The organism is Tissierella creatinophila DSM 6911, assembly GCF_001940565.1.
GTDB classification, from domain to species: Bacteria; Bacillota; Clostridia; order Tissierellales; family Tissierellaceae; genus Tissierella_A; species Tissierella_A creatinophila.
In genome coordinates this window covers 22161-47807 of sequence record NZ_LTDM01000064.1, presented here as the reverse complement: position 1 = coordinate 47807, position 25647 = coordinate 22161, and the positions used below count along the sequence as shown (strand labels likewise).

The window sequence follows — 25647 nt, the reverse complement described above, 5'->3', positions numbered from 1 at the left end:
TTTAATTTATTGACTTCTTTCAATATAATCCCTTCTCAACTGTCCACAAGATGCTGAAATATCTGTTCCTTTTTCTTTTCTAACTGTAGCTTTAATATGTCTTTTTTCTAATTTATTTTTAAACTTTTCTACACTGCTAAGCTCTGGTCTTTCTCTATTGTATTCTTTGATAGGATTTAATGGAATCAAGTTTACATGACTATTTATATCTTTTAAAAGTTTTCCTAATTCATTTATATCTTCACACCTATCATTTACTCCTTCTATAAGCGTATATTCAAATGTTACTCTTCTATTAGTAATTTCTTCATAATATTTACTTGCTTTTAATAATTTCTCAATATTATATGTTTTAGCTATAGGCATCATCTTTTCTCTTTCAGAGTCAAATGGAGAATGAAGAGATATAGAAAGTGTAATAGGTAAGTTCTCATTAGCCAAGTCATATATTTTAGGAACTATACCACAAGTTGATAATGTGATATTTCTATAGCTAGTATTATGACCTTTGGGTTCATGTATAATATTTAAAAACTTTAATGTATTTTCATAATTATCTAATGGCTCTCCACTACCCATAAGTACTATATTATCTATATTTTCATCCAAATCTTTTTCAATTAAATATATTTGGTTTAACATCTCACTTGTTGTTAAATTTCTAATTCTTCCTTCTTTAGTAGAAGCACAAAACTCACATCCCATTCTACATCCTACTTGAGTTGAGATACATATAGAATTCCCATGTGGGTAAACCATTAATACACTTTCTATTATATTGCCATCTTCTAAAAGAAAAAGATATTTCCTTGTATCATCTATATTGGAACTGAATTTTTTTAAGATATTTATCTTTCTTACTTTTCCTTTTTCTATAAGCATCTTTCTAAGTTTTTGTGGTAATATGTTTATTTCTTCTATATCTAATTCTTTATTCCTATTAAATGAAGAAAAAAGTTGCTCTCCTCTATATGCTTTTTCACCTAAACTTAACATAATATCTTTTGTTTCTTCTAAGGTTAAACTATTTAATTCTATTTCTTTCAAGCCATTACCTCTTCTCATGTTATTATATATAAAAATTAGTTATTTATCTATCTTTCTTTAATCATTTTTGCAATAAAAAATCCATCTGTTTTATGAATATGCGGAAACAACTTGATGTATCCATCATTTAATGTTGAAAATTCTTCCTTGTTTTTAATCCTATCTTGTATATCTACAAGTTTAAAATTAGGGTTTTCTTTTAAAAATATTTTAATCAAATCTATATTCTCTTTATCTAGTATTGTACAAGTACTATATACTAAAAATCCTCCAATTTTAATGTAATCTTTTACATTTTGTATTATTTTATATTGCAAATTACTTAGCGATTCTATATCTTCTTCTTTTCTATTAAGTTTAATTTCAGGCTTTCTTCTAATAAGTCCAAGACCTGAACAAGGAGCATCTAAAAGACAATAATCAAATTTACCTAAAAGACTTTCATCTCTTTTTAATGCATCATATACTTCTGTCTTTATAATGTCAATTCCTAGCCTATTTACATTTTCCTCTATAAGTTTTATCTTGTGAGGATAAATATCTCTGCTTAAAATGAACCCTTTATTATTCATCACTTGAGCTATATGAGTAGATTTTCCTCCCGGAGCACTACATACATCTAATACTCTTGAATTTTCCTTGGGATTCATTATTTGAGCAACTAGCATACTACTTTCATCTTGAATGGTAAATAGTCCTTTTTTAAATTCATCTGTTTCTGTAATTGCAAATGGATTTTTTACTATTAAACAATCCTCTGCATATTTACCATCTACAGTTTCAATTCCCTTTTGTTTTAAGCTGTTTATTAGAGCATTTTTATTTGTCTTTAATGTATTTATTCTGATATTCAATAAGGGTCTATTATTATTTGCTTCACATAGTTTTTGAGTAAAATCAATACCAAATTCATCTATCCAGATTTTCACTAAATCTTCTGGATGAGAATATTTTATTGAAATATATTTCATTTTATCATTTACATCTATAGATGTATACTTTTCTTTTTCCCTAGATATAGAGCGAAGTATACCGTTTGTAAATCCAATAGTTCCTTTATGACCATATTTCTTTGCAAGTTTTACTGATTCATTTACTGCCGCACTCTCTGGTATTTTATCCATAAAAACAATCTGATAAATTCCTATTCGTATTATTTCAAGAATATATGGATGAATCTTTTTCATCTTTACTTTAGATGCTTTAGATATAATATAATCTATATATATTAAGTTTTCTAATACTCCATATATAATTTCTCTAATTAAATTTTCATCTTTTCTTTCTTTAACATCTACTAGATATTTATTTAAACTTAAATTTGAATAGGCTTTATTTTTATTTATATCTAATAGTATCTTCATTGAAAGTTCTCTAGCATTTATGTTCATATAACACCCCTTTTTATTTTCGATAAAAAAATAAGGGGGATTTCCCCCTTTATCTTCTTCTATTTGTCATTGATACAAGTCTTAAAAGTTGAGCTACTGCTACTAGGGTTGCTGCTACATAAGTAAGCGCTGCAGCACTTAACATGCTCTTTGCAGGAGGTAATGTTTCTCTAGGTGATATACCATCTTCTAGCTCCAATAAAGCTCTCTTACTGGCATTAAACTCTACTGGCAATGTAACAAGTTGAAACACCACAACACCTAAAAAGAGCATTATTCCAATTTCAATAAAAAATGAACTTACAACAAAACCTAATAATATAAATATCCAAACAAATCTTGAAGTAAAATTTACTATTGGAGCTATATTATTTCTAAGGACTAGAGGAAAGTAACCTTCTGCGTGCTGAATAGCATGACCTACCTCATGTGCAGCTACACTCATAGATGCTACACTATTACCATTATATATTGAATTGGACAGTCTTAAAACTTTTGTTCTTGGATCATAATGATCTGATAAAGTTCCAGGAGTATGTTCAATTTTCACATCAGATAAATTATTTCTATCTAATATCATTCTAGCTACTTCAAAGCCTGTAAGATTGGTACCACTACTCATCTTTGAATACTTTTGATATGAATTTTTTACTTTTGCTTGTGCATAAAGGGCTAATAACATAGCTGGTAGGACAAGAACCATCCATGATCCACTATAATATCCTCCATAAAAACCTCCATACATATCTATCACCTCTCTAAACTTATTCTAATATTGTTCCTACTTCTATAGTATTCCCTTTTAAATAGTCTTTTACTTGCATTCTTTTCTTATTTGGAAATTGTAGTTCTTTCACGATAAGTGTAGAGTCATCACAATTTATAAATAGACCTTCATCCGAAACCTTAACTATCATCCCAGATTTCTCTTTATTAATTCGATCCGTTAATTCCGCTTTATATATCTTTAAATTTTCACCTTTATAACTGGTAAAAGCTACAGGCCAAGGAACTACACCTCTAATTAAATTTACTATATGTCTTCCTGAACTATTCCAATCTATTTTTCCTGTCATTTTATATATCATAGGTGCATAAGAAGATAAGCTATCATCTTGAGGAGTTATTTGAGCTTTACCTGTTTTTATGTCTTTAAGTGTTCTTGTTAAAAGTTCTCCACCTAGAGATGAAAGTTTATCATGAATCGAAATATAATCATCCTTTGTATCTATTGGAATACTAGCTTTACTTATCATATCCCCCGTATCAAGACCTTTTTCCATTTCCATAATAGTTATTCCTGTTTCTTTTTCACCGTCTATTATAGCCCAATTTATAGGAGCTGCTCCCCTATATTTAGGAAGTAAAGAAGCATGAACATTTATACATTTATATTTTGGAATATCTAAGATTTCCTTTTTTAATATTTGTCCAAAAGCAACTACAACTATAAAATCTGGAGCTATATCTTTTAATAAGTTTACTATCTCTGGAGTATTTATATCTTCTGGTTGATATACTTGGAGTCCCAAATCTAATGCTTTTTGTTTCACAGGTGTATATTGTATTTTTTTACCTCTACCTCTTTTTTTATCTCTTTGAGTGATTACAAGCTTAATATCATAATCATCTTTATAAAGCGCTTCCAAAGACTTCACTGCAAAATCTGGAGTACCCATAAAAACTATTTTTGTTTTACTCATCTATATCCTCTTCCTCTTGTAGATCTATATATTCTATAACCTTATCAGTAAATAAAATACCATTTAGATGATCTACTTCATGACAGATAGCCCGTGCTAAAAGTTCTGTAGCCTCTAATAATCTTTCTTCTCCATTTTCATCTAAATATTTCACTTTTACTTTTTCAGGTCTTTCTACAGTTCCAGATAAATTTGGTATTGATAAACATCCTTCAACATCTACTATAGTTCCATCAATTTCTAATATTTCCGGATTTAACATCTTTATAACGCCTTCACCTATATCTATAACTACAGCTCTTCTTAAAATTCCTACTTGAGGAGCTGCGAGACCAATACCATTTGCATCGACCATTGTTTCTACCATATCATCTAAAAGTGTTTGTATTCTATCTGTAACTTTATCTATTTTTTTAGATTTTTTTCTTAAAACTGGATCTCCATCTAATTTTATAATTCTTAACGCCATTATTTTTCCTCCTATATTATTTATAAAATATTAACTGGATTTATATCTATACTTATCTTTATATCTTTTATATTTAAATTATATTCATTATATATACATACCCTTTTTACCAGTTTCTTAAAATTACCTATTGATTCATCAGAAAGCTTTAAAATAATTTGATATCTATAATTATCTTTAATCTTTTCAATTGGAGCAGGGTTTGGACCTATAATATGATTTTTATAATCATTTTCATATATATAATATATTTCTCTTCCAATTATATTATATATCTCTTTTGATAATTTACCAACATTAAATTTATTTTTTCCATATATTAGTATATTCATAAGATTTATAAATGGAGGATATAAAAATTCTTTTCTTAGGATAATTTCAGAATTAAAAAAACCAATATAATCTTGATCTTTAGCATGCACTATACTATAGTGATCTGGATTATAGGTTTGAAGTATTACTTTACCATGTTCTTTTCCTCTACCTGATCTCCCTGATACTTGGGTAATTAGCTGAAAAGATTTTTCCGGAGCTCTATAATCTGGAAGATTTAGAGTGGTATCTGCAGCAATTATACCTACTAAAGATACATTTTCAAAATCAAGTCCTTTAGATATCATCTGGGTACCTATTAGTATATCTGTCTCTTCTTTTTTCATTGATTGTAATATATTTTCATAGCTTCCTTTTTTGGTAGTAGAATCACTATCCATTCTACTTATTTTCGCATTTGGAAAAGCTTCCTTCACCATTTCTTCTATTTGTTCTGTTCCAACTCCAAAATATTTAATATATTTGCTATTACATTCTGGACATATATGTGGAACTTCTTCTGTTTCCCCACAATAATGACATCTAAGCTTATGAATATGCTTATAATATGTCATGGAAATTTCACATGATTTACATTTAACTACATACCCACAATTTCTACAAGATATGAAGGAAGAAAACCCTCTCTTATTTAAAAATAAAATTATTTGCTTACCTTTATTTAGTGTATTTGACATCTCTTCATAAAGAGTTTGACTAAAAATAGACTTGTTGCCATCTTTTAGTTCTTCTCTCATATCAATTAATACAACCTCTGGAAGATTTAATTGATTAGCTCTTTTATTTAATTCCAGTAACTCAACTTCCCCCTTTAAAGCTTTATTATAAGTTTCTAAAGAGGGTGTAGCAGTACCAAGTATTAAAAATGCATCTTCCATTTCTATTCTTTTTCTAGCTACTTCCACTGTTTGATATTTAGGGTTTTGTGATGATTTATAAGTTGACTCATGTTCTTCATCAATAATTATTAAACCTAAGTCTTTGAAAGGGGCAAATACGGCGGACCTTGCTCCTACTACTATCTTTACTTTTCCTTCTTTAATCTTTCTCCATTCATCAAATCTTTCCCCTTGAGAAAGTTTACTGTGAAGAACAGCTACATTGCTTCCAAATCTCCCTACAAATCTATCTATAGTTTGAGGAGTTAAAGAGATTTCAGGAACCAATATAATTGTATCCTTATCTTTATATAGCATTTGTTCAACTATTTGAAGATAAACTTCAGTTTTTCCACTTCCAGTAATGCCGTGTACTAAAAATTCTCTATGAACACTATTGCTATTTACATTTTTCATTATTCTTTGAAATACTTGATTTTGTTCCAAATTTAATTTATGTTTTTTATATTTAGCAATTTCTCTTTTTACTGCTTCTCTATTAATTACCTTTTCTAATATATAAATAACATTCTTTGCTTCCAACGCTTTTATCGTACTAAGACTTGTATCAAGACTCATCATTATATCTTCCAAAGTCATTTCACCATTTCCATATAAGAGCCTCACTATTTCTAGTTGTTTAAACGCTCTCTCTCCTACTATACTTTCTATTTCACTTAAACTAAAACCTTCACAAAGTGCAGCACATTTTTGTTTTTTCTTTGTAATAGAAGTTTTTATATCGATAGTTGTTTCTATTATATTTAAATTTTCTAAATTTTTTATATGTTTGTTTATATTTAAAATATTTAAATCTTTCTTTAAGTTATCTAATAAAACTATTCCATATTTCTTTAAATATTGTATTATCTTTTCTTCTTCTATAATATTGGACTTATAATCTTTAGATATAATTTCTATAAAAGAATTAACCTGTTTATAGTCTCCAGGAGGAAGTATAGGTTGAAAAGCCTCTAAGTAAGTGGAAATATATTCCTCCTTTATCCAAATACCTAATTCTATTAAGTTTTTACTTATTATTGGTTTATCATCTAAAACATCTATTATCTTTTTGAATTTATAATTTTCTTTAATTTCATCTACTATTTCTATTATAAGTCCCTTTATTAATTTATTACCATGTCCAAAAGGAACTACTACTCTCATACCTACCTGAGTAATCTCTAGTAATTCTTCTCCTAAAATATAGGTAAATAGTTTATCGAGTTTAGATGCACTATTATCAATAATAATTCGTGCGTATTTATGCTTCATAAAAAATCTCCTTTACTTCAAAAAATAAAAGCTAGATATCTAGCTTTTATTTTTTGAAATCTTTACAGCCTTGTCTAAAATAATATTAGCAATTTCTTCTTTTCCCATAATAGGATAATCTTCTATTCTATCATTATCAATTATACTTATTATATTTGTATCAGTTTTAAAACCTGCACCTTTTTTAGTAATATCATTTGCTACTATAAAATCAAAGTTTTTCTTTTCAAGCTTACTTTTAGCATTTTTTATTAAATCATTAGTTTCTGCAGCAAAGCCTATAACTATTTGATTTTTCTTATTATTTCCATAATGCTCGGCAATATCAGGATTTCTAATAAATTCTAGTTTAAAAGTATCCTTATCTAGTTGTTTTTTCTTTATTTTTTCTTCACTATATTTTTTAGGTTTCAAGTCTGCTGGAGCTGCTGATTTAATGAGTATATCACAACTTTCAAAAAGTTTTCCCACCTCTTTAAACATTTCATCTGTAGTATTTACTGAAATAAAATCTACTCCTTTAGGAGGTTTTAAAGATGTAGGTCCTGATATTAGATGGACTTTGGCGCCCCTTTTAAGTGCCTCTTTCGCAATACTATAACCCATTTTTCCGCTAGAATGATTGGTTATATACCTCACAGGATCTATAGCTTCTATAGTTGGTCCTGCTGTTATAATTATATCTTTTCCTTCTAAATCTTTTTCTGTTAAAAAACTATCTATATATTCAACTATATCTTCAGGTTCTGCCATCTTACCCGCACCATAATCTCCACATGCAAGACGTCCCGTGCCAGGCTTTATAAATTCATATCCGAGTTGTTCTAGCTTTTTCATATTAGACTCTACTATTGGATTATTATACATACAAGTGTTCATAGCAGGGGCAAAGATTATTTTTTTATTTGAAGCCATAACTACTGTAGTAAGGAGATTATCTGCAATACCATTTGCTATTTTCCCTATTGTATTGGCAGTAGCGGGAGCTATAAGTATAATATCACCCTTTTGTGCAAGAGATATATGTTCTACATCAAATTTATCTATTTCATTAAACATACTAGTATGCACTGGATTTACACTCATAGTTTGAAATGTCAAAGGATTTACAAATTCTTGACTGGCCTTTGTCATTATAACTTCCACATTTGCTCCTCTTTTTTTCAGTTTACTAACTAAATCAACTGATTTATATACAGCTATACCTCCAGTAACTCCTAATATTATATTTTTATTTTTAAGCATTTTTACACCTACTTTATACTGTTTACTGGTGGATTTTTATAAGTTATTTTCCCTGCTAATATTTCTTCTATAGCTATACTTACAGGCTTTTTTGAATCAGTATCTATTAAAGGTTTCTCTCCTTCTATAATTTGACGAGCCCTTTTTGATGCTAACATTACTAAAGTATATCTACTATCTCCCTCTTTTAAAATTCCTTCAAATGATGGATTTAACATTTATTTTCCCCCTTGTGAAATTATCTTTTCCTTAATATCGGAATGTCTTTTTACTCTTAATTTTTCAGCGCATATAATGTTTTCAATATCTAAAACAGCATTTTCAACTTTATCGTTTACAACAAAATAATCATATTCCCCTACAAAGTTCAATTCCTCAAAGGCATTTTCAAATCTTCTTTGTATATCTTCAGGTGTTTCAGTACCTCTTTTAGTAATCCGGTCTTTTAATTCAGCCATAGTTGGTGGTAATAAAAATACAAATACAACATTCTTATAGTTTTTTTTCACCTGCATAGCACCTTGTACATCTATTTCTAAAAGAACTATTTCGCCTTTTTCAATTTCTTTTAATACAAAATCTCTCGGTGTCCCATAATAATTGTTATGGACAAATGCATGCTCTAAAAATTCGTTTTTTTCTACATTTTCACAAAATTCTTCTTCATCCATAAAAAAATAGTTTATTCCATCTTCTTCTCCAACTCTTCTTTTACGTGTAGTAGCTGAAATAGAAAATACAATATCTGAATTTCTTTCAAGAAGTGCTTTGCTTACAGTTCCTTTACCGCATCCAGAAGGACCGGATATAACTAATAAAAATCCTTGAGACATATTAATTTACCTTCTTTCTTAAGTTTTATTCTAACTTTTATCTTTATTGTTTAAACGATTTGATATAGTTTCAGGTAATATTGCAGCGAGTATTACATGATGGCTATCTAATACTATTACAGCCCTAGTTCTTCTTCCATAAGTCGCGTCTATAAGATTGCCTTTGTCTCTATTTTCTTGTATTAATCTTTTTATAGGAGCTGATTCAGGACTTACTATAGCAATCACTCTACTCTCTGCAACCATATTTCCAAAACCTATATTTATAAGTCTCGTAGTCATACTTTTCTCCTTAATTATTCTATATTTTGTACTTGTTCTCTAATTATTTCAACTTCAGACTTTAATTCTACTACATATCCTGTTATAAGTACATCACTTGATTTACTTCCAATAGTATTTATTTCTCTATTAAATTCTTGAATTAAAAAATCTAATTTCCTACCTATAGATTCATCTTCTTCTAAAATTAGTTTTAATTGTTTTATATGGCTTTTTAACCTTACTATTTCTTCATCAATACTCGCCTTGTCTGCAAAAAAAGCTACTTCATTATTTAATCTATCTTTATCTAATATAATATTATTATCTATCAATTCACTTATTCTATCATTAAGTTTTTTCTTATATTCTATTACAACTTCTGGAGATTTTTCTTCTATATTTTTTACATATTTATTTATAGTATCTAGCTTTCCTAATATATCGTTTTTTAATTCTGTTCCTTCTTTCGCTCTCATATAAGAAATATTCTCTAAAGCTATGTTTAAAGAATTATTTAATACTTTCCATATAGAATCTTCATCTATTTCTCTCTTCTTAGTTTTAACAATATCAGGTATATTTAATATATTGTTTAAGCTTATATTATCATTTAGATTTAAGTTTTTTATTAATTCTTCTAAAGCACAATAGTAAGATTTTGCAAGTTCATTATCTATTTTTATATCTATTTGACTCTCACTTAAATATTCTAAATTTATATATACATCTACTTTACCTCTAAAAAGTTTTTCTTTTATTCTTTTCTTAATTGCCTCTTCTAAATAAGAAATTTGTCTAGGTGCTTTAACACTTATATCTATATATCTATGATTTACAGATTTAATTTCTATTTTAAACTTATATAGTTCATTTTCATACTCACCTTTACCATATCCTGTCATTGACATTACCAAATCTATCACCCCTTCTCTAAAGTCTTTAATGAAATATTATATATTGTAAGATTTGTTTTATCTAGTCTTTATTACAAAATCTTAATATATATTAGTTATTTAGTCAAGTTATTATGTCTTTTATAATTTATTACTTTTCTTTATAAAATATCTGTTAAATGATATACTTAAGATTAATACTAGATTAAAATTGGGGGAATAAGAGTATGGCATTTGATGGTATAGTAACAAATACAATTATATCAGAGTTAAAAGCAGCCCTAATCGGAGGCAGAGTAGATAAAGTATATCAACCTGAAAAAGATGAAATATTAATATATATTAGAAATAAAGGAGAAAATTTTAGATTATTAATTTCTTCAGCCAGCAATAATCCTAGAATCTATCTTACAAATAGTTCAAAACAAAATCCACCAGAACCTCCAATGTTTTGTATGCTTTTAAGAAAACATTTAATTGGCGGAACTATATTAAATATTGAGCAATTTAATTTAGATAGAATAGTCTTAATAGATATTTCTTCTTTAGATGAACTAGGAGATCCAACTGAAAAGACTTTGATAGTAGAGATAATGGGAAAACATAGTAATATAATATTTCTAGAAAAAGAAACTCAAAGAATAATAGATTCTATTAAAAGAGTATCATTTGACATCAGTAGAGTAAGACAAATTCTTCCAGGTAATAATTATGTTTATCCTCCAAATCAAGATAAACATAATCCTTTAAATACTTCTAAAGAAGAATTTTTAAGTTTAATCAAGGCCACAGAACAAACTACACATATATATAAGTTCTTTTACTTTAATTACATGGGACTTAGTCCACTTATAAGTAAGGAAATCTGTTTTAATTCAAATATTGATATCAAAAGAGGAATCGGTACTTTATCTTCCCACGATATTGAAAAATTATATGAAAGTTTTTATAATATAATAAATCAAGTAAAGTTAAAAGATTTTAACCCTTTATATATAAAAGGAGCCCAAGGTGAAATAGCTGCATTTTACTCATTAGATATACATTTGTTTGGTGAAGAAAATAAAGTCTATTTACCTACAATCTCAGAAATATTAGATAAGGTATATGATTCTAAAGATACTTTTGATAGGGTATCACAAAAATCTCAATCCATAAAAAAGTCTATTCAAATTAAACTTGATAGGACTATAAATAAACTTTCAAAACAAAGTAACGAATTATTAGAAAGTAAGGATAGGGAAAAATATAAGGTATATGCAGATTTAATTTCAGCCAATATCCATAATATAAAACCTGGAGTTGAAAGTATAGATTTACCAAATTTTTATGATGAAAATATGGAATTATTAAATATACCTCTAGATAAAACAATATCATTACCCGCAAATGCACAAAGATATTATAAAAAATATTCTAAATTAAAAACGGCTGAATCACTTTTAAAAGTACAAATAAAAGAAACTAAAGATGAAATAGACTATTTAGAAAATGTATTAATTAGTATTGATCATTCCACAAACGTAGAAGAAATAGATGAGATACGAGATGAACTTATAAAAGAATCTTATATTAGAGATACTAGCAAAGATAAATTAAGAAGAAAACGAAAAAAACAAAAGGAATTCAAGCCTTATCATTATATATCTCAGGATGGTTTTGATATGTATGTAGGAAAAAACAATTTACAAAATGAATACGTAACCCTCAAACTAGCTCGCAAAGATGATTTATGGTTTCATGTTCAAGGAATGCCTGGAAGTCATGTAATTATAAAAAAGGAAAACAAAGAAATACCAACTTCTACATTAGAAGAAGCTGCAACCCTTGCCGCTTATTATAGTAAAGCTAAAAATAGCTCAAATGTGTCCATTGACTATACAGAAAAAAAACATGTAAAAAAACCTGCTAATTCTAAAACTGGAATGGTTATATATGATAATTTTAAAACCATAAATATAAACCCCTCAAAAGAAAAAATTGATAAAATAAAACCTGTAGATTGATCTACAGGTTTTATTTTATCATAACTTCATCAAAACCATCTATCTCTTTAAAATTAACATCTACTATTTCATCTTTAGATGTTGGTAAGTTTTTACCTACAAAATCTGGTCTTATAGGTATTTCTCTATGTCCTCTATCTATAAGTACCGCTAATTGTATTTTTTTAGGCCTAGCATTTTCACTGACAGCATCTAAAGCTGCCCTAACAGTCCTGCCTGTATAAATTACATCATCTATAAGGACTACTATTTTTTCATCTACTTCTCCTTCAAACGACTCATTTATAGAAGGCTCTACATTTATTTTAGAGAGATCATCTCTATACAATGTTATATCAAGTTCATATACAGGTATATTTCTTCCTTCTATTTCTTCTATCTTTTTACCTAATCTTTTAGCAAATGGAACGCCTCTAGTCTTAACCCCTACTAGTACTACATCTCTAATACCTTTGTTTTTTTCGATTATTTCATTTGCAATACGTGTTATTACTCTATTAATAGCTTTTTCATCCATTATACTTGCTTTTGTTTTCATCTTATCACCTATTTATTTTAGTTTTTTAATTACACCCTTAAATCTTTTTGGAATTTCAGTATTAAACTCCAGATATTGACCATTTCTAGGATGAATAAATCCAACGCATATAGAATGAAGAAGTTGTCCTTTTAAATTAAATTCATCTTTATGAGAATATATAGTATCTCCTACTATCGGATGTTTTATATAAGAAAAATGGACTCTAATTTGATGAGTTCTACCTGTTTCTAGTTTAGCTTTTACTAATGTATATTTCTCAAATCTCTCCAATACTTCATAGTGAGTAATAGCAGCTTTGCCATTTTTATGAACTACTGACATTTTTTTTCTATCTTTTGTATTTCTTCCAATAGGCTCATTTATTACTCCAGTATCTTCTTTTATAACACCTTTAACTAAAGCAATATATTCTCTTTTTACATCTCTATTCTTTAAACTTTCAGATAAAACTTCATGAGAAAAGTTATTTTTAGCTATAATTAGAAGCCCCGAAGTATTTTTATCTAATCTATGAATGATTCCTGGCCTTATTTCGCCACCTATACTAGAGAGCTCTTTGAAATTATATAATAATGCATTTACAAGAGTATTACTATAGTTGCCAGTTGCCGGATGAACTATCATACCTTGTGGTTTATCTATTATTGCTAAATCTTCATCTTGATATATAATATTTAACGGTATATTCTGTGGTAAGATTTCGTGTTTTGCATCACTAGGTATTTCTATTACAATATTATCTCGAATTTTTAACAAATATTTAGGTTTTTTTATACTTCCATTAACTAAGATATTTCCTTCTTTAATCAATCTTTGAATTTCAGTTCTAGATATATCATTTAATATTGTAGATAAGTAATAATCAAGTCTTTCTAATCTTTCTTCTTCTATATTTATTTCGATTTTTTTCATTTTTACCCCTATGCTTCTATTTTATCAAATAAAATTATTATAACCACTAAAATTGTACTTATAACTATAAATGTATCTGCTATATTAAATACTGGAAAATTATAATAACCTTTTAATCTAAAGCTTATAAAATCTACTACATATCCTAGTCTTATTCTATCTATTAAGTTTCCAGCTGCCCCAGCTATTAATATAGAAAAAGAAATTCTAGTAAATATACTTAAATTATTATAATTTTTTATCATATAAAATGATAAAAATATAATAATAGCCAATGTTATTATTATAAAAAACAGTCTCTTATGCTCTAAAATACCAAAAGCCGCTCCCCTATTTTCCACATAATTTAATTGTAAGAAATTCTCTAATACTACATATGGCCTACGGTTTTTTAGATATCTTATAGCTCCATACTTACTTATTTGATCTGCAAAAACTATAAATGCTATTAAGAAAAACTCCATTTAATTCCTCCTACATTTTAAATATATATATTTCATTTTATATCATTAATTCAAAAACATCAATATAATAGAGTAAACTTCTCTGATTAATCAGAGAAGTTTACTCTAAAGTATCCTCATAATCCTCTTGGGATATCTTTTCTATCTCTTCTATCATTTCATCCTCATTATATTTTTTTTCATCAACAATTCCAATATTATCTCCAGTGGAAAAAGATGGATCTTTTGGAACAACGTTATCTTGAAGTACATCTTGATAGATATCTTCTCTATCATATCCTATGTCTTCATTATCGCTTTGAGGACTTAAGTCAAAACTATTGTAATTTAAAGATTCATAAATCTTTTCATCATCAATACCTTCATTTTTCTCATTTTCATTTGCACATTTTAAGCAAGTTTTAGCATAGGGAATAAGCTCTAATCTTTCTTCTTTTATACTCTTATTGCAATTATCACAAATTCCATAATTACCATTTTTTATATCTTCTAAAGAATTATCTATTTTTTCTATTGTGCTTTTAATTTGTTCTATATATCCTTTTTCTTGTTCTAGCATATAAACTTCTGTCCCTATATCTCCTGGATGATTATCGTATGAAGACAATTCACTATCTAGTAAATCCATAGTTTCATCTATTTCTTTTTCTCTATTTCTTAAAGATTTTAATTGTTCTTCTTTTTCTTCTAAAAGTTTCTTTTTAAAATATTGCAGTTTTTTATTATCCATGTTTTACTCTCCTTAAATGTAATATTATTATATTAATATACCCAATTATAATAATATACTCATAAAACAATTAAAAAAGGGACTTTAAGCCCCCAAATTATCTAACTTTTTATTTTCATGTAAATATTGTAATTCTTCTTCACTAACTTCTTCATCAATATTTTTATCTATATCTTCTTTTGTAGATTTATTTACAATAGATTTTTCTTCAATTTCTCTATGAAAGTTATTTAAAGTTATAAGTTGAGCCTCGATAAAAGATTGATATCTAGTTTTAAAAGAAAACATTTCTTTTCGTAGATATTCATATTCTGCTTTTACATCTCTTACTTTTTCTTTTGCAAGTTCAATTATCTTGTCTCCATTTATTTCTGCTTCATCTGTTATATTTTGAGATTTTGCTCTAGCTGCACTTATAACTTCTTCAGCTGTAGTTTGAGCAACTATTAAAGTATTTTTCAAAGTCTCTTCTAAAGTATTATAATGACGTATTTGATCAGAAAATAAGTTTACCTTATCTTTTAATTCTATATTCTCTTTATAAACCTTTTCATAATCTTCAATCACTTCATCTAAAAATAAATCTACAGCTTTTGCATCATAACCTCTAAGAGTTTTTTTGAATTCTTTATTTTGAATGTCCAAAGGTGTAAGCAAATATAACCACTCCTTTTATAATATAATTCTTATTATACATATAAACCTATCACTTTTACTTCTACCTCTTACTTCATGTAATATAAATCTTCCAAATCCTTTTACAGATATCATGTCTCCTTCTTCTATTTCTTTGGAGGATTTTTCTATAACTTCAAAGTTTACCTTTATACTTCCCGAGTTTATAATATTCATACTTTCTTTTCTAGATAAATTAAAAGTTGAACTAATTACAGAATCAAGTCTAAGAGAAGTTATAAATTTAATCAACTCTTTATATGAAACCTTAGGGTCTTTTATATTTTTTAGATTATGTATAGATATCTCTACGTTTCTATTTTTAACCTTTTCTAAATTATATATTAAAAAATCACTAATTTCTGTTTTTACTATTACAATACTTGAGTGATCATAAACTAAAATATCTCCTATTTTTTCTCTCTTTAAACCTAAATTTAGAATTGAACCTAAATAATCTTTATGATCTATATCTCTTAAATTTCCTGTTATCTCTAAAGAAGATAAAGGGATTTTTATATCTTCTTTAGAGATATAATTAGGATAAATAACTATTATCTTTCTCTCTGAATGTTCATATCCACCATCTACAAGATATTCTAAATCTACAAATCTATTTAAAACGGATTTAGCTAAATAAATCTCATAAGGGTCTAGAAAATCTGTTGTTTTAATCATGTGTTTGTTTAAGACTATTTGTATCTGATCTAATATTTTTCTAATTTTAATTTTCTTTTCATTATCCTTGATGTGATTTGTATACTCTTCTTTATCTATATACATTTCTAGGAAAACAATATCCTTCCTACTATACTATAAAAAAGTCTTAATAAAAGTATAGCAAGTAATGGTGAAAAATCAAAAAATCCAGTATTTATGTTTAATTTAGCTATCAAATTTCTAGCTGGAGATAATATTGGTTCTGTCAAATTAAATATAAATTCTCCTATAGAACTATTTACTCTAAGGTTTATAAAGGATAACAAAATCCTAATTACAATTAAAAATTCTATTAGTTTTATCAGTATTTCTAATGCTTTATAAAAAACAATCATATATCGCTCCTATTTACCAGGGAAATATCCCTTTACTTTTTAACTCTTCTTTTAATCCATCTATTTCTACATTATTTGGTGCTAATATAAATATATCTTTTGTAACCTTTTGAATTTTACCTTCCATAGCATAGAGTGCTCCATTTACAAAATCAAAAATTTGTCTTTTTAAATTTGTATCTAATTGTTCAAAATTAATCACTACTACTTTTCTTGATTTTAAGTTTTCTACTATTTCCGGTGCCTCTTCATAATTTATTGGTTCGTGAACTACAATTTTCATATTACTATTAGTATGGATATTCACGACTTTATTATTAATCTTTTTTGTTTTTGTAGAAACAGGTATTTCAAAATCTTCTTCCCCATGAAAGTCTTCTTCCTCTTCATCATAATCATCAAGCCCTATAAAATATTTGAATTTATTCATCATATTCCCCATCAAAATCCCTCCTAATAATTTCTTTTGCCAAATATTCCAGTTCCTATCCTTACCATATTAGACCCTTCTTCTATGGCTATCCTATAATCATTTGTCATACCCATAGATAGATATTCTAAATCTACATTTTCATAATTTTTATCGTTTATGTTTTGTTTTAAATTGTACATTTTTCTAAATATATCCCTCAATAACTTTTCATCATTTGTAAATGGTGCTATAGTCATAAGACCTTTTATATTGATATTTTGAAAGTTTAAAACTTCCTCTATAAAAGGAATAACTTCTTTTACACTAAGTCCAAATTTACTTTCCTCTTCTGCTACATTTACCTGGATTAAAGCATCTACTATTATATCCTTTTGTTTTGCTTGCTTGTCCATCTCTTTAGCTAAAGAAATTCTATCAAGAGAATGTACAAGGCTTACCTTATCAATTATATATTTTACTTTATTGGTTTGTAGATGTCCAATCATATGATAATTTGCATTTTTTTTAAAAACATTCATCTTTTCCATCAATTCTTGTACTCTATTTTCGCCAATGTCTCTAACACCTAATTCTATAGCCTTTTGAATACTTTCTATATCTATTGTTTTAGTAACTGCTATAATATTTACACTATCTTTATTTCTACCTTGCATTGACAAAATATTTTCTATATCTTCTTTTATAAACTTCAAATTATCATTTATATAAATCATTATCCCCCCTTCATATCAATCTAAGATTTGATTTTCTTTAAACCTATGAGGGTTTAAAAGTATTTCATCATAGATAGATATAGTTCGTACATTATCTTTTTTGGTGTCTATACTTATTAAAGTATCTTTATCTCCTTTATCTATATAAGTATATTCCCCTCTAGTAGCTATAGTTTTTATAGGTCTAAATTTTACTATTCCACTAAAATCTTTTATATAAACCCCCTTTTCGCCATCTTGTTCAAATATTGTACTATTAGGAATTTTAAGTCCTTCTATTTTTTCTTGAACCAATTTGACTTTAGGAAATCTAGCATTGTAAAAATCATGTAAATATTTATTAAACTTTAATATTATAACAGACTTATTAGAACTATTATTTATAGAAATTACTTTTCCTTCAATTTCTAATTCTTTACCCTTTATGGGGTATTTTACATATAGAATATCACCTATAGTATAATCATTTATATCTTTTCTATTTTCAATCTTGATAGCTAAATACCACTGAAAGTTATCTATAATCTTAAAACCTTTAAATTCTTTAGGAGTTTTAATTTCCCCATTATCATCAATTTCCTCTTCAGGTATAGTAAATGTATCATAGGTATAATTTTCAAACCCTTGAGGCTTAAAAATATTTTCATATCCATCAATTTTATATGATATTATCCCAGCAAACTTAGTAGTATAAGAACTATCCTTTTGATTTATTGAGTTTTTAAGTTCTTCTTTTTTTTCACTCAAACTTTCAATACTTTGACCTAAAAGATTGTTTTGAGGTGATAGATCTTTTATTTGTTTGTTTGTTAATATAATTTCTTTTTTTATGTTTTCTATTTCCTTGTAATTTTCAATATAAATATTTTGTTGCAATCTTTCAATCAATATAGTGTAGTTTTCAATTAACTTTTTTTTATCATTTTTAAAAACTTCATCTTTATTTGATTTTTTTAGAGTTGAAATTGCATTTTCTACTTGTTTTAGCTCATTTCTTAAAGTTTTTAAATCATTTAATAAAGTAGCATTCCCAACTCTCGTTCCTATAGGTACTCTTTTCCCTTCTAAAACAGACAAATCTATATCTTCAGTTTCTGATATTTTAAAAACTTTTTCATTTTTAATAAGTGCCCCTTGAAGATTTATTTCTTTTAAAAATGTATCTTCCAAAGGTGATATAGTCTTTGTTTTTTTATTAAATAAAGAAAATAACAAAACTATTAATAGTATGATACTTAATCCAATTATCATAAATCTATGTCTTTTTTCTCTTTTTTGTCTATTTATATTTCTTTGTTCATAAGACAACTTTGTCCACCTCTAATAGTTAAGAAATTTCCCATATTTACTTATTACTTTAAATTTTAATATAGCATCTATTTTTAGTTTTTTGACCTTATTATCAAAAGTAATCATATGAATAGCTTTGTTCGCCTTGTTTCCACCAATAATAGTACCATTTATTTTTTCTCTTTTTAAAGTAATAATTTTAATTTCATCTCCAGATTTAACTTTTTTACCCTTTACCATAAATTCATTTATGTCTATTTCTTCAAGATCATCTTTAGTTAAATATTTATTTTCAATAATTATTATATTTTTGTTCATATATATTTTTTCTTTTATAATTATTAATATATATCCAAATAAGCTCATAAAAAACAGAAGAATAGCTAAATCACGTAAAAATAATAACACTTGTTTTCCTCCTAATGCGTATACTTGTTTTTTATTATATCACATTATTTCTTTATTTTAAACTATTTTACGTTGTTTGTTTAATATACTTTCGTTTATTATTACTTATTATCATTTATGATAACATTAGTTATGATCAATAAACATAAAAACAAACCCTTTTAAAAGGGTTTGTTTTTATGTTATATTATTATAAAAATTAGGCCACCGCTACCATCGTTTAATATCTTTTCAAGCGCACGTCTCAACTTTTGTCTAGCATCTTCTGGCATAGTGGTAAGCTTTCCATTTAACTGTTCACTTACCAAATCATATAATGATTTCCCAAATATTTTTGATTGCCAAATTTCTGTAGGATTTTCTTCGAATTCTGATAAAAAATAGTTTACTAGTTCTTCTGATTGCTTTTCACTTCCTATAAGAGGTGCGACCTCTGTAGTTATATCGGCCCTTAGAACGTGTAAAGATGGTGCATTGGCTTTTATTTTAACTCCAAACCTATTGCCTTGTCTATAAACTTCAGGCTCTTCTAATTCTAATTCTTCAAGGCTAGGGCTTACAAGTCCATATCCTATTTCTCTAGCTTCTGTTAATGCTTTTTCTATTTTATCATATTCTTTTTTTGTATTAGCTAAACTTGTTATTAAACTTAGAATTTGATAGTCACCATCTATATTATATCCTGTAATCTCATTTAATATTTCATAAAACAAGTTTTCTTCAGTTATTAGTTCGATATGAATTATGCCTTCACCTAAGTTTATTTCAGGCATAACTATCTTTTTTACCATCTCTAAGTCTCTTAGAGACTTAAGAGATTCATCTACCTGATTTAACTTTTGTAAATCTTCAATAGCTGGTTTAAGAGAATTCATGATGGTAGTACGTATCCAATGAGATTTTGGTAATCCTTCAACCCAACCTGGTAGGTTTATATTTATTTCTTTTATTGGAAATTCAAAAAGTAACTTCTCAAATACAAGCTCTACATCATTGACTTGCATATTTAAACAATCCATTAAAATCACTGACACTCCATACTTAGCTTCTAGACTTTCCTTTAGAGCTATTGTAGTATCTAAATTTGGATGTTTAGAATTTAATATAATTACAAATGGTTTTTCTAGTTCTTTTAATTCATTTATTACTCTTTCTTCTGCTTTTATATAATTGGATCTATCAATGTCTGTTACAGATCCATCTGTTGTTACTACAAATCCTACAGTAGAGTGATCTTTTATAACTTTTTTAGTTCCAATCTCTGCTGCTTCTTGAAAAGGTATTTCATTTTCAAACCAAGGCGTAGTTACCATTCTTGGTGAGGATTCTTCTTCGTGACCTAAGGCCCCTTTTACTAGATATCCTACGCAATCCACCATTCTAATTTTAAACTTAACATTATCTTTAATTGTAAGCTCTACCGCTTCATTAGGTATAAATTTGGGTTCTGTAGTCATAATAGTTTTTCCAGCCCCACTTAGTGGAAGTTCATCTTTAGTTCTCTCTTTTTTATGATAATCTTCCATATTAGGTAATACTAGTAACTCCATAAACCTTTTTATAAATGTTGATTTACCTGTTCTTACAGGCCCTACTATACCTGCGTAGATATCACCATCAGTTCTTTGTGCTATATCTTGGTATATATCAAAACCTTTCATATGTTTCCCCCCTTGTATTGTATACAAATACTTAACATTATATATATACGTAAGGAGTCTTGGAAATATTACAAGCTAATCAAAAAATCTATAAAATTTATTAGATTTTTTAATTAGCTTATTTTAAAATGATAAGTTCTCCATTTCGTGCTTTTTATCTCTTCCCATTAAATTGAGTACAGATGTCTTTACATTACTATTTTCATAGATAACCTTATAAAGTTCTCTTGTTATAGGTAGATCTATATTATATTTCTCTGATAATTTATATGCGGATTTTATTGTCTTTATGCCTTCTACAACCATTCCTATTTCTTTTATAGCTTCATCAGTTGTTTTGCCTTCTCCGATTAATATACCTGCCCTACGGTTTCTACTGTGCATACTAGTACATGTAACTATTAAGTCTCCTATGCCAGATAGTCCCCAGAAAGTATCTAAAGATGCTCCCATCTCTTTTCCAAGTCTTGCCATCTCAGATATCCCTCTGGTCATTAAAGCGGCTTTTGTGTTATCTCCATATCTAAGTCCATCAGAAATGCCAGCTCCTAATGCAATTATATTTTTTAAAGCTCCCCCTAACTCTACACCTATTAAATCTGGATTTGTATAGACCCTAAAATTAGAAGTCATAAATACATCCTGTATATACTCTGCAGTAGAGATATTAGTTGAAGATGAAACAACTGTAGTTGGGATATCAAGTGCAACTTCTTCCGCATGAGATGGGCCAGAGAGACATACAAATCTATTCTCTGGTAAAAACTCCTCAACTATTTCTGAAACTCTAAGAAGTGTATCATTCTCTATGCCTTTTGCTACATTTACAATTATTTGTTCACTTCTTACATAACCTTTGATCTTATTTAATATATCTCTTACTCCATGAGTGGGAACAGCTAATAATATTATATCTTTTTCAAATATTGTATTTTCTAAATTATTAACTATATTTAGATTTTTAGGTAATAATATATTTGGAAGATATCTATTGTTCTTTCTTAAGCTAAGCATTTCTTGAAACTGTTCTTCATTTCTTACCCACAACTCTACATTTTTCCCTTTATTTGCAAGTAATATACTAAGTGCAGTTCCCCAACTTCCTCCTCCTAAGACACTTATTTTTTCCACTGAACATCACCTACCTATTTTTATCTTATTTTCTTTTCCCTTTATTAATCTTTTAATGTTTTCCTTATGTCTTATAACTCCAAATAAAGCAAGCATTAGAGAAAGAATAAAATATTCCATCTTAAATTCTCTTATAAATATTGAATATACTATTGGCATCATAACTAGGAAAGCTATAGAACCAAGAGATACATACTTAGTAATAGATATAATTATAATAGTTATAACTAAAGGTATAAATATCATAACACCAAATAATACAAGTAGCACACCAATAGATGTTGCAACACCTTTACCTCCTTTAAAACCAATAAAAACTGGCCAGTCATGCCCTATTACTACAAATAATCCAGCTACCACTCCTCCAATATCTCCTAATATAAACTTTCCTATATAAACTGCTAATACGCCTTTTAAGATATCTAGTAAAAATGTAAATATTCCAAATTTAACTCCCATAACTCTTAGTGCATTTGTTGATCCTACATTTCCACTTCCAAAGTCTCTAATATCTATCTTTTTGAAGGTTTTTCCAACTATATAGGCAGAAGAAAAACATCCCATAAGATAAGATATGATAATTAAAAAAATATAACTCATAATTACTTACCTTTTTGTCTAAATTCTAGTTTTATTGGCGTTCCAGAAAATCCAAAATGTGTTCTGATTTGATTTTCCAAATATCTTTCATATGAAAAATGCATCAGCTCTTTATCATTAATAAAAATAATAAATGTTGGAGGTCTTACTGAAGCCTGGGTGCCGTAATAAATTTTACATCTTCTACCCTTTTCAGATGGTGGTTGATTCATAAGCACTGCTTGATTTATTATATCATTTAATACACCTGTACTTATACGAAGACTATAATTGTTATTTACAATATTTAAAAGATCCATTAGTTTTGGAACTCTTTGACCTGTAAGAGCTGATATAAAAACTATTGGTGCATAAGTCATAAAGCCTAAAGTCTCTCTAATACTCTTTTCAAACTCTCTATATGTTAAATTTTCCTTTTCTACTAAATCCCATTTGTTTATTGCAATTATCATAGCTTTTCCATTATCATGAGCATAACCTGCAATCTTTGTATCTTGCTCTGTAACTCCTTCTAAAGCATCTATAACTAAAATACATATATCAGCTCTATCTATGGCAGTTAGTGTTCTAATTACAGAATATCTTTCAATATTTTCATCTATACTTCTCTTCCTTCTAAGACCTGCAGTATCTATAAATACATATTCATTTTCTTCATACTTAAAATAACTATCTATAGCATCTCTAGTAGTTCCTGGTATATTTGTAACTATTACCCTTTCTTCTCCTAAGATATTATTTATAAGGGATGATTTACCTACATTTGGCTTACCAATAAGAGTGACTTTTATTAAATCATCTTCTTCTGAATCCATTATTTCTTTTGGAAAATATTTTACTACTTCATCTAATAAATCTCCTATACCAAGACCCTGTTCACTTGAAATTATCATAGGTTCACCAAATCCTAATTCATAAAACTCATATACGTCTGATCCGTTCTTAGGATTATCTATTTTATTTACAGCCAGTATAACCTCATTTCCTGATTTCCTAAGTATATTAGCTATTTCTCTATCAGTACTTGTAAGACCTTCTATACCATCTACCACAAATAAAATTACATCAGCTGTTTCTATTGCTACTTGTGCTTGTTTTTGAATATTACTCATTATAGTATCTTCTTTTTCTGGCTCAAGTCCCCCAGTATCTATTACAGTAAAATGATTTCCAAGCCATTCTCCTTCTGAATAGATTCTATCACGAGTAACCCCAGGTTGATCTTCTGTTATTGCTATCTTTTTTCCTACTATTCGATTAAATAGAGTAGATTTTCCTACATTTGGTCTACCTATTATACATAATATGCCTTTATTCATTTTTTCACCTCTCCTCTAAATAAGTCTATAAATTGTTTTCCAGAAACTTTTGAAATCATTACAGGAACCCCAATTTTTTTTTCTAAATCTTTTAATGTTATATTATCTAAAAATATATCTTCACCTGATTTCATCATAGATTTGGGAATTATAATCTTATCTGTAATTATTCCCTTTAAACCTTGTATTAAATCACCACCTGTAATAAGTCCTGAAACTGTAATTTTTTCTCCAAAAAAGTTATTCTTTATTGGAACTACTTTTATTTCTAACCCTTTAAACTTTTTTTCTATTCTTTCTGCTATATCTTTCATAAAGTCGTAAGCCAATGTTCCTGTAGCTATAGTAAAAGTCTTATCTATGTTATGTCCATCAGGGGTATTTTTTAATTCCTCTTCTACTTCATATTGAAATAGTTTCATAAGCCCCACACCATTTTCAAGTTGGGGAAAACCTTCATATTCTTCATAAGAAGGCAACTCTTTATGAGAAAGAGCAAAAAATTCATCTGAAGGAAATACAAACTGTGTTCCAAGTTCTACTAAAAATTTATTTTGTATCTCAGAAAAATATTTTAGTAAATTAGAAGACATATTAGCATCAAAAGACTTTACTTTTTCTAAATTCTCTCTATATTTAGTAATACCTATAGGTACTACTGCTACAGATGATACTGAAGGATAAAGCTTGGAAAGATCTCTTAAGGTTCTATCGAGTTCTTCACCATCATTGACTTCTGGAACTAAAACTATTTGACAGTTTACCTCTAAATTGGCTTTATGAAATCTTTTTAAAATAGAATAAACCTTCCCAGCATTTTTATTCTTTAGCATTTTTACTCTAAGATCAGGATTAGTTGTATGCACCGATACATTTATAGGACTAAGTCTATATTCTATTATCCTATCTATTTCATCATCTGTCATATTTGTCAAAGTAATAAAGTTCCCCTGTAAAAAAGAGAGTCTAGAATCGTCATCTTTAAAGTAAAGAGTTTCTCTCATATTTGGAGGCAATTGGTCTACAAAACAAAATATACATTTATTTTTACAAGACTTTGCTTTATCTATAAGAGGATTGGTAAATATTATTCCTAAATCTTCATCAAAATCCTTTTCTATTTCAAATTCCCATATTTCTTCAGCTCTTTGAATTTGTAATAAAATATAATCATCGGAAACCAGATATTTGTAGTCAATAATATCCTTTATTTCTTTTCCATTTATAGAAAGAATTATGTCACCCTTTTCTATTCCTAATTCAGCTGCTATGCTTCCTATATCTACTTCTTCTATAATATTTTTTGTTTCTTTTATATTTCCCAGTTCCATTCATTTCACCTTTTCGATTGTATAAAAGTTTAGATTTAAATATTTGA

At 27.5% G+C, this 25647-nt stretch carries 28 protein-coding genes; 1 reads left to right on the top strand and 27 read right to left on the bottom strand.

Going from position 1 to position 25647, the window contains the following annotated elements:
* Positions 1 to 6: 6 nt before the first annotated feature.
* From rlmN to TICRE_RS11425, 11 genes are read right to left on the bottom strand one after another with little or no spacing between them, the layout of a single operon-like run.
* A complete protein-coding gene (rlmN, locus tag TICRE_RS11475) occupies positions 7 to 1047 on the bottom strand; it encodes a 23S rRNA (adenine(2503)-C(2))-methyltransferase RlmN (RefSeq protein ID WP_269844004.1) in 1041 nt (346 codons plus the stop codon).
* Between the two features lie 47 nt (positions 1048 to 1094).
* Positions 1095 to 2438 (bottom strand): 16S rRNA (cytosine(967)-C(5))-methyltransferase RsmB, encoded by a 1344-nt coding sequence (gene rsmB, locus TICRE_RS11470; protein ID WP_075728201.1) that lies wholly within the window; start codon positions 2436 to 2438, stop codon positions 1095 to 1097.
* Between the two features lie 49 nt (positions 2439 to 2487).
* The gene (locus TICRE_RS11465; protein ID WP_075728199.1) at positions 2488 to 3183 is read right to left on the bottom strand and encodes a zinc metallopeptidase; all 696 of its coding nucleotides are present in this window, start codon (positions 3181 to 3183) and stop codon (positions 2488 to 2490) included.
* Positions 3184 to 3202: 19 nt separating this feature from the next.
* Positions 3203 to 4141: a methionyl-tRNA formyltransferase gene (fmt, locus tag TICRE_RS11460; RefSeq protein WP_075728197.1), complete on the bottom strand. Its 939-nt coding sequence runs from the start codon at positions 4139 to 4141 to the stop codon at positions 3203 to 3205.
* The gene (gene def, locus TICRE_RS11455; RefSeq protein WP_075728195.1) at positions 4134 to 4610 is read right to left on the bottom strand and encodes a peptide deformylase; all 477 of its coding nucleotides are present in this window, start codon (positions 4608 to 4610) and stop codon (positions 4134 to 4136) included. The genes fmt and def overlap by 8 nt, the downstream gene beginning before the upstream one ends.
* Before the next feature lie 20 nt (positions 4611 to 4630).
* On the bottom strand, positions 4631 to 7096 hold the full coding sequence (gene priA / locus TICRE_RS11450; protein ID WP_075728193.1) for a primosomal protein N': 2466 nt from the start codon (positions 7094 to 7096) through the stop codon (positions 4631 to 4633).
* 39 nt (positions 7097 to 7135) lie between these two features.
* Positions 7136 to 8341 carry a bifunctional phosphopantothenoylcysteine decarboxylase/phosphopantothenate--cysteine ligase CoaBC gene (coaBC, locus tag TICRE_RS11445; protein ID WP_075728191.1) on the bottom strand — a complete coding sequence of 402 codons (1206 nt, stop codon included), beginning with the start codon at positions 8339 to 8341 and terminating at the stop codon, positions 7136 to 7138.
* Positions 8342 to 8349: 8 nt separating this feature from the next.
* Positions 8350 to 8559 (bottom strand): DNA-directed RNA polymerase subunit omega, encoded by a 210-nt coding sequence (rpoZ, locus tag TICRE_RS11440; RefSeq protein ID WP_075728189.1) that lies wholly within the window; start codon positions 8557 to 8559, stop codon positions 8350 to 8352.
* Positions 8560 to 9174 (bottom strand): guanylate kinase, encoded by a 615-nt coding sequence (gmk, locus tag TICRE_RS11435; protein ID WP_075728187.1) that lies wholly within the window; start codon positions 9172 to 9174, stop codon positions 8560 to 8562.
* 30 nt (positions 9175 to 9204) lie between these two features.
* On the bottom strand, positions 9205 to 9456 hold the full coding sequence (locus TICRE_RS11430; protein WP_075728185.1) for a DUF370 domain-containing protein: 252 nt from the start codon (positions 9454 to 9456) through the stop codon (positions 9205 to 9207).
* 14 nt (positions 9457 to 9470) lie between these two features.
* Positions 9471 to 10346: a YicC/YloC family endoribonuclease gene (locus TICRE_RS11425; RefSeq protein WP_233120206.1), complete on the bottom strand. Its 876-nt coding sequence runs from the start codon at positions 10344 to 10346 to the stop codon at positions 9471 to 9473.
* Between the two features lie 212 nt (positions 10347 to 10558).
* On the opposite strand from TICRE_RS11425, the gene TICRE_RS11420 reads away from it, so the two are divergent.
* Positions 10559 to 12337, top strand: a complete 1779-nt coding sequence (locus tag TICRE_RS11420) for an Rqc2 family fibronectin-binding protein (protein WP_075728181.1) — start codon at positions 10559 to 10561, stop codon at positions 12335 to 12337.
* Positions 12338 to 12347: 10 nt separating this feature from the next.
* Here TICRE_RS11420 and pyrR read toward each other — a convergent pair whose 3' ends face one another.
* The 16 genes from pyrR to TICRE_RS11340 all read right to left on the bottom strand — a co-directional run bounded on the left by pyrR (position 12348) and on the right by TICRE_RS11340 (position 25600).
* Positions 12348 to 12875, bottom strand: a complete 528-nt coding sequence (pyrR, locus tag TICRE_RS11415; protein WP_075728179.1) for a bifunctional pyr operon transcriptional regulator/uracil phosphoribosyltransferase PyrR — start codon at positions 12873 to 12875, stop codon at positions 12348 to 12350.
* Positions 12876 to 12887: 12 nt separating this feature from the next.
* A complete protein-coding gene (locus TICRE_RS11410; protein WP_075728177.1) occupies positions 12888 to 13790 on the bottom strand; it encodes an RluA family pseudouridine synthase in 903 nt (300 codons plus the stop codon).
* An 8-nt stretch (positions 13791 to 13798) separates the two neighbouring features.
* Positions 13799 to 14254 carry a signal peptidase II gene (lspA, locus tag TICRE_RS11405; RefSeq protein WP_075728175.1) on the bottom strand — a complete coding sequence of 152 codons (456 nt, stop codon included), beginning with the start codon at positions 14252 to 14254 and terminating at the stop codon, positions 13799 to 13801.
* Positions 14255 to 14354: 100 nt separating this feature from the next.
* Positions 14355 to 14984, bottom strand: a complete 630-nt coding sequence (locus TICRE_RS11400; RefSeq protein ID WP_075728173.1) for a TraR/DksA C4-type zinc finger protein — start codon at positions 14982 to 14984, stop codon at positions 14355 to 14357.
* Positions 14985 to 15068: 84 nt separating this feature from the next.
* The gene (locus TICRE_RS11395; RefSeq protein WP_075728171.1) at positions 15069 to 15641 is read right to left on the bottom strand and encodes a DivIVA domain-containing protein; all 573 of its coding nucleotides are present in this window, start codon (positions 15639 to 15641) and stop codon (positions 15069 to 15071) included.
* 15 nt (positions 15642 to 15656) lie between these two features.
* Positions 15657 to 16442, bottom strand: a complete 786-nt coding sequence (locus TICRE_RS11390; protein ID WP_084191953.1) for a YlmH family RNA-binding protein — start codon at positions 16440 to 16442, stop codon at positions 15657 to 15659.
* A gap of 2 nt (positions 16443 to 16444) precedes the next feature.
* Positions 16445 to 16714 (bottom strand): YggT family protein, encoded by a 270-nt coding sequence (locus tag TICRE_RS11385; protein WP_075728169.1) that lies wholly within the window; start codon positions 16712 to 16714, stop codon positions 16445 to 16447.
* Between the two features lie 13 nt (positions 16715 to 16727).
* The gene (locus TICRE_RS11380) at positions 16728 to 17156 is read right to left on the bottom strand and encodes a cell division protein SepF (RefSeq protein WP_075728167.1); all 429 of its coding nucleotides are present in this window, start codon (positions 17154 to 17156) and stop codon (positions 16728 to 16730) included.
* 11 nt (positions 17157 to 17167) lie between these two features.
* Positions 17168 to 17860: a YggS family pyridoxal phosphate-dependent enzyme gene (locus TICRE_RS11375; protein WP_143583175.1), complete on the bottom strand. Its 693-nt coding sequence runs from the start codon at positions 17858 to 17860 to the stop codon at positions 17168 to 17170.
* Between the two features lie 15 nt (positions 17861 to 17875).
* Positions 17876 to 19168 carry an HlyD family efflux transporter periplasmic adaptor subunit gene (locus tag TICRE_RS11370; protein WP_075728165.1) on the bottom strand — a complete coding sequence of 431 codons (1293 nt, stop codon included), beginning with the start codon at positions 19166 to 19168 and terminating at the stop codon, positions 17876 to 17878.
* Between the two features lie 12 nt (positions 19169 to 19180).
* Positions 19181 to 19558 carry a hypothetical protein gene (locus TICRE_RS11365; RefSeq protein ID WP_084191952.1) on the bottom strand — a complete coding sequence of 126 codons (378 nt, stop codon included), beginning with the start codon at positions 19556 to 19558 and terminating at the stop codon, positions 19181 to 19183.
* A gap of 182 nt (positions 19559 to 19740) precedes the next feature.
* The gene (gene spoIVA, locus TICRE_RS11360) at positions 19741 to 21219 is read right to left on the bottom strand and encodes a stage IV sporulation protein A (RefSeq protein WP_075728163.1); all 1479 of its coding nucleotides are present in this window, start codon (positions 21217 to 21219) and stop codon (positions 19741 to 19743) included.
* Positions 21220 to 21342: 123 nt separating this feature from the next.
* A complete protein-coding gene (locus TICRE_RS11355) occupies positions 21343 to 22350 on the bottom strand; it encodes an NAD(P)H-dependent glycerol-3-phosphate dehydrogenase (RefSeq protein WP_075728161.1) in 1008 nt (335 codons plus the stop codon).
* A gap of 6 nt (positions 22351 to 22356) precedes the next feature.
* Complete coding sequence (gene plsY / locus TICRE_RS11350; protein ID WP_075728159.1) at positions 22357 to 22950, bottom strand: glycerol-3-phosphate 1-O-acyltransferase PlsY; 594 nt, start codon at positions 22948 to 22950, stop codon at positions 22357 to 22359.
* A gap of 2 nt (positions 22951 to 22952) precedes the next feature.
* On the bottom strand, positions 22953 to 24269 hold the full coding sequence (der, locus tag TICRE_RS11345; RefSeq protein ID WP_075728157.1) for a ribosome biogenesis GTPase Der: 1317 nt from the start codon (positions 24267 to 24269) through the stop codon (positions 22953 to 22955).
* Positions 24266 to 25600 carry a DUF512 domain-containing protein gene (locus TICRE_RS11340; RefSeq protein ID WP_075728155.1) on the bottom strand — a complete coding sequence of 445 codons (1335 nt, stop codon included), beginning with the start codon at positions 25598 to 25600 and terminating at the stop codon, positions 24266 to 24268. Before TICRE_RS11340 ends, der begins: the two co-directional genes overlap by 4 nt.
* Between the last annotated feature and the right edge of the window lie 47 nt (positions 25601 to 25647).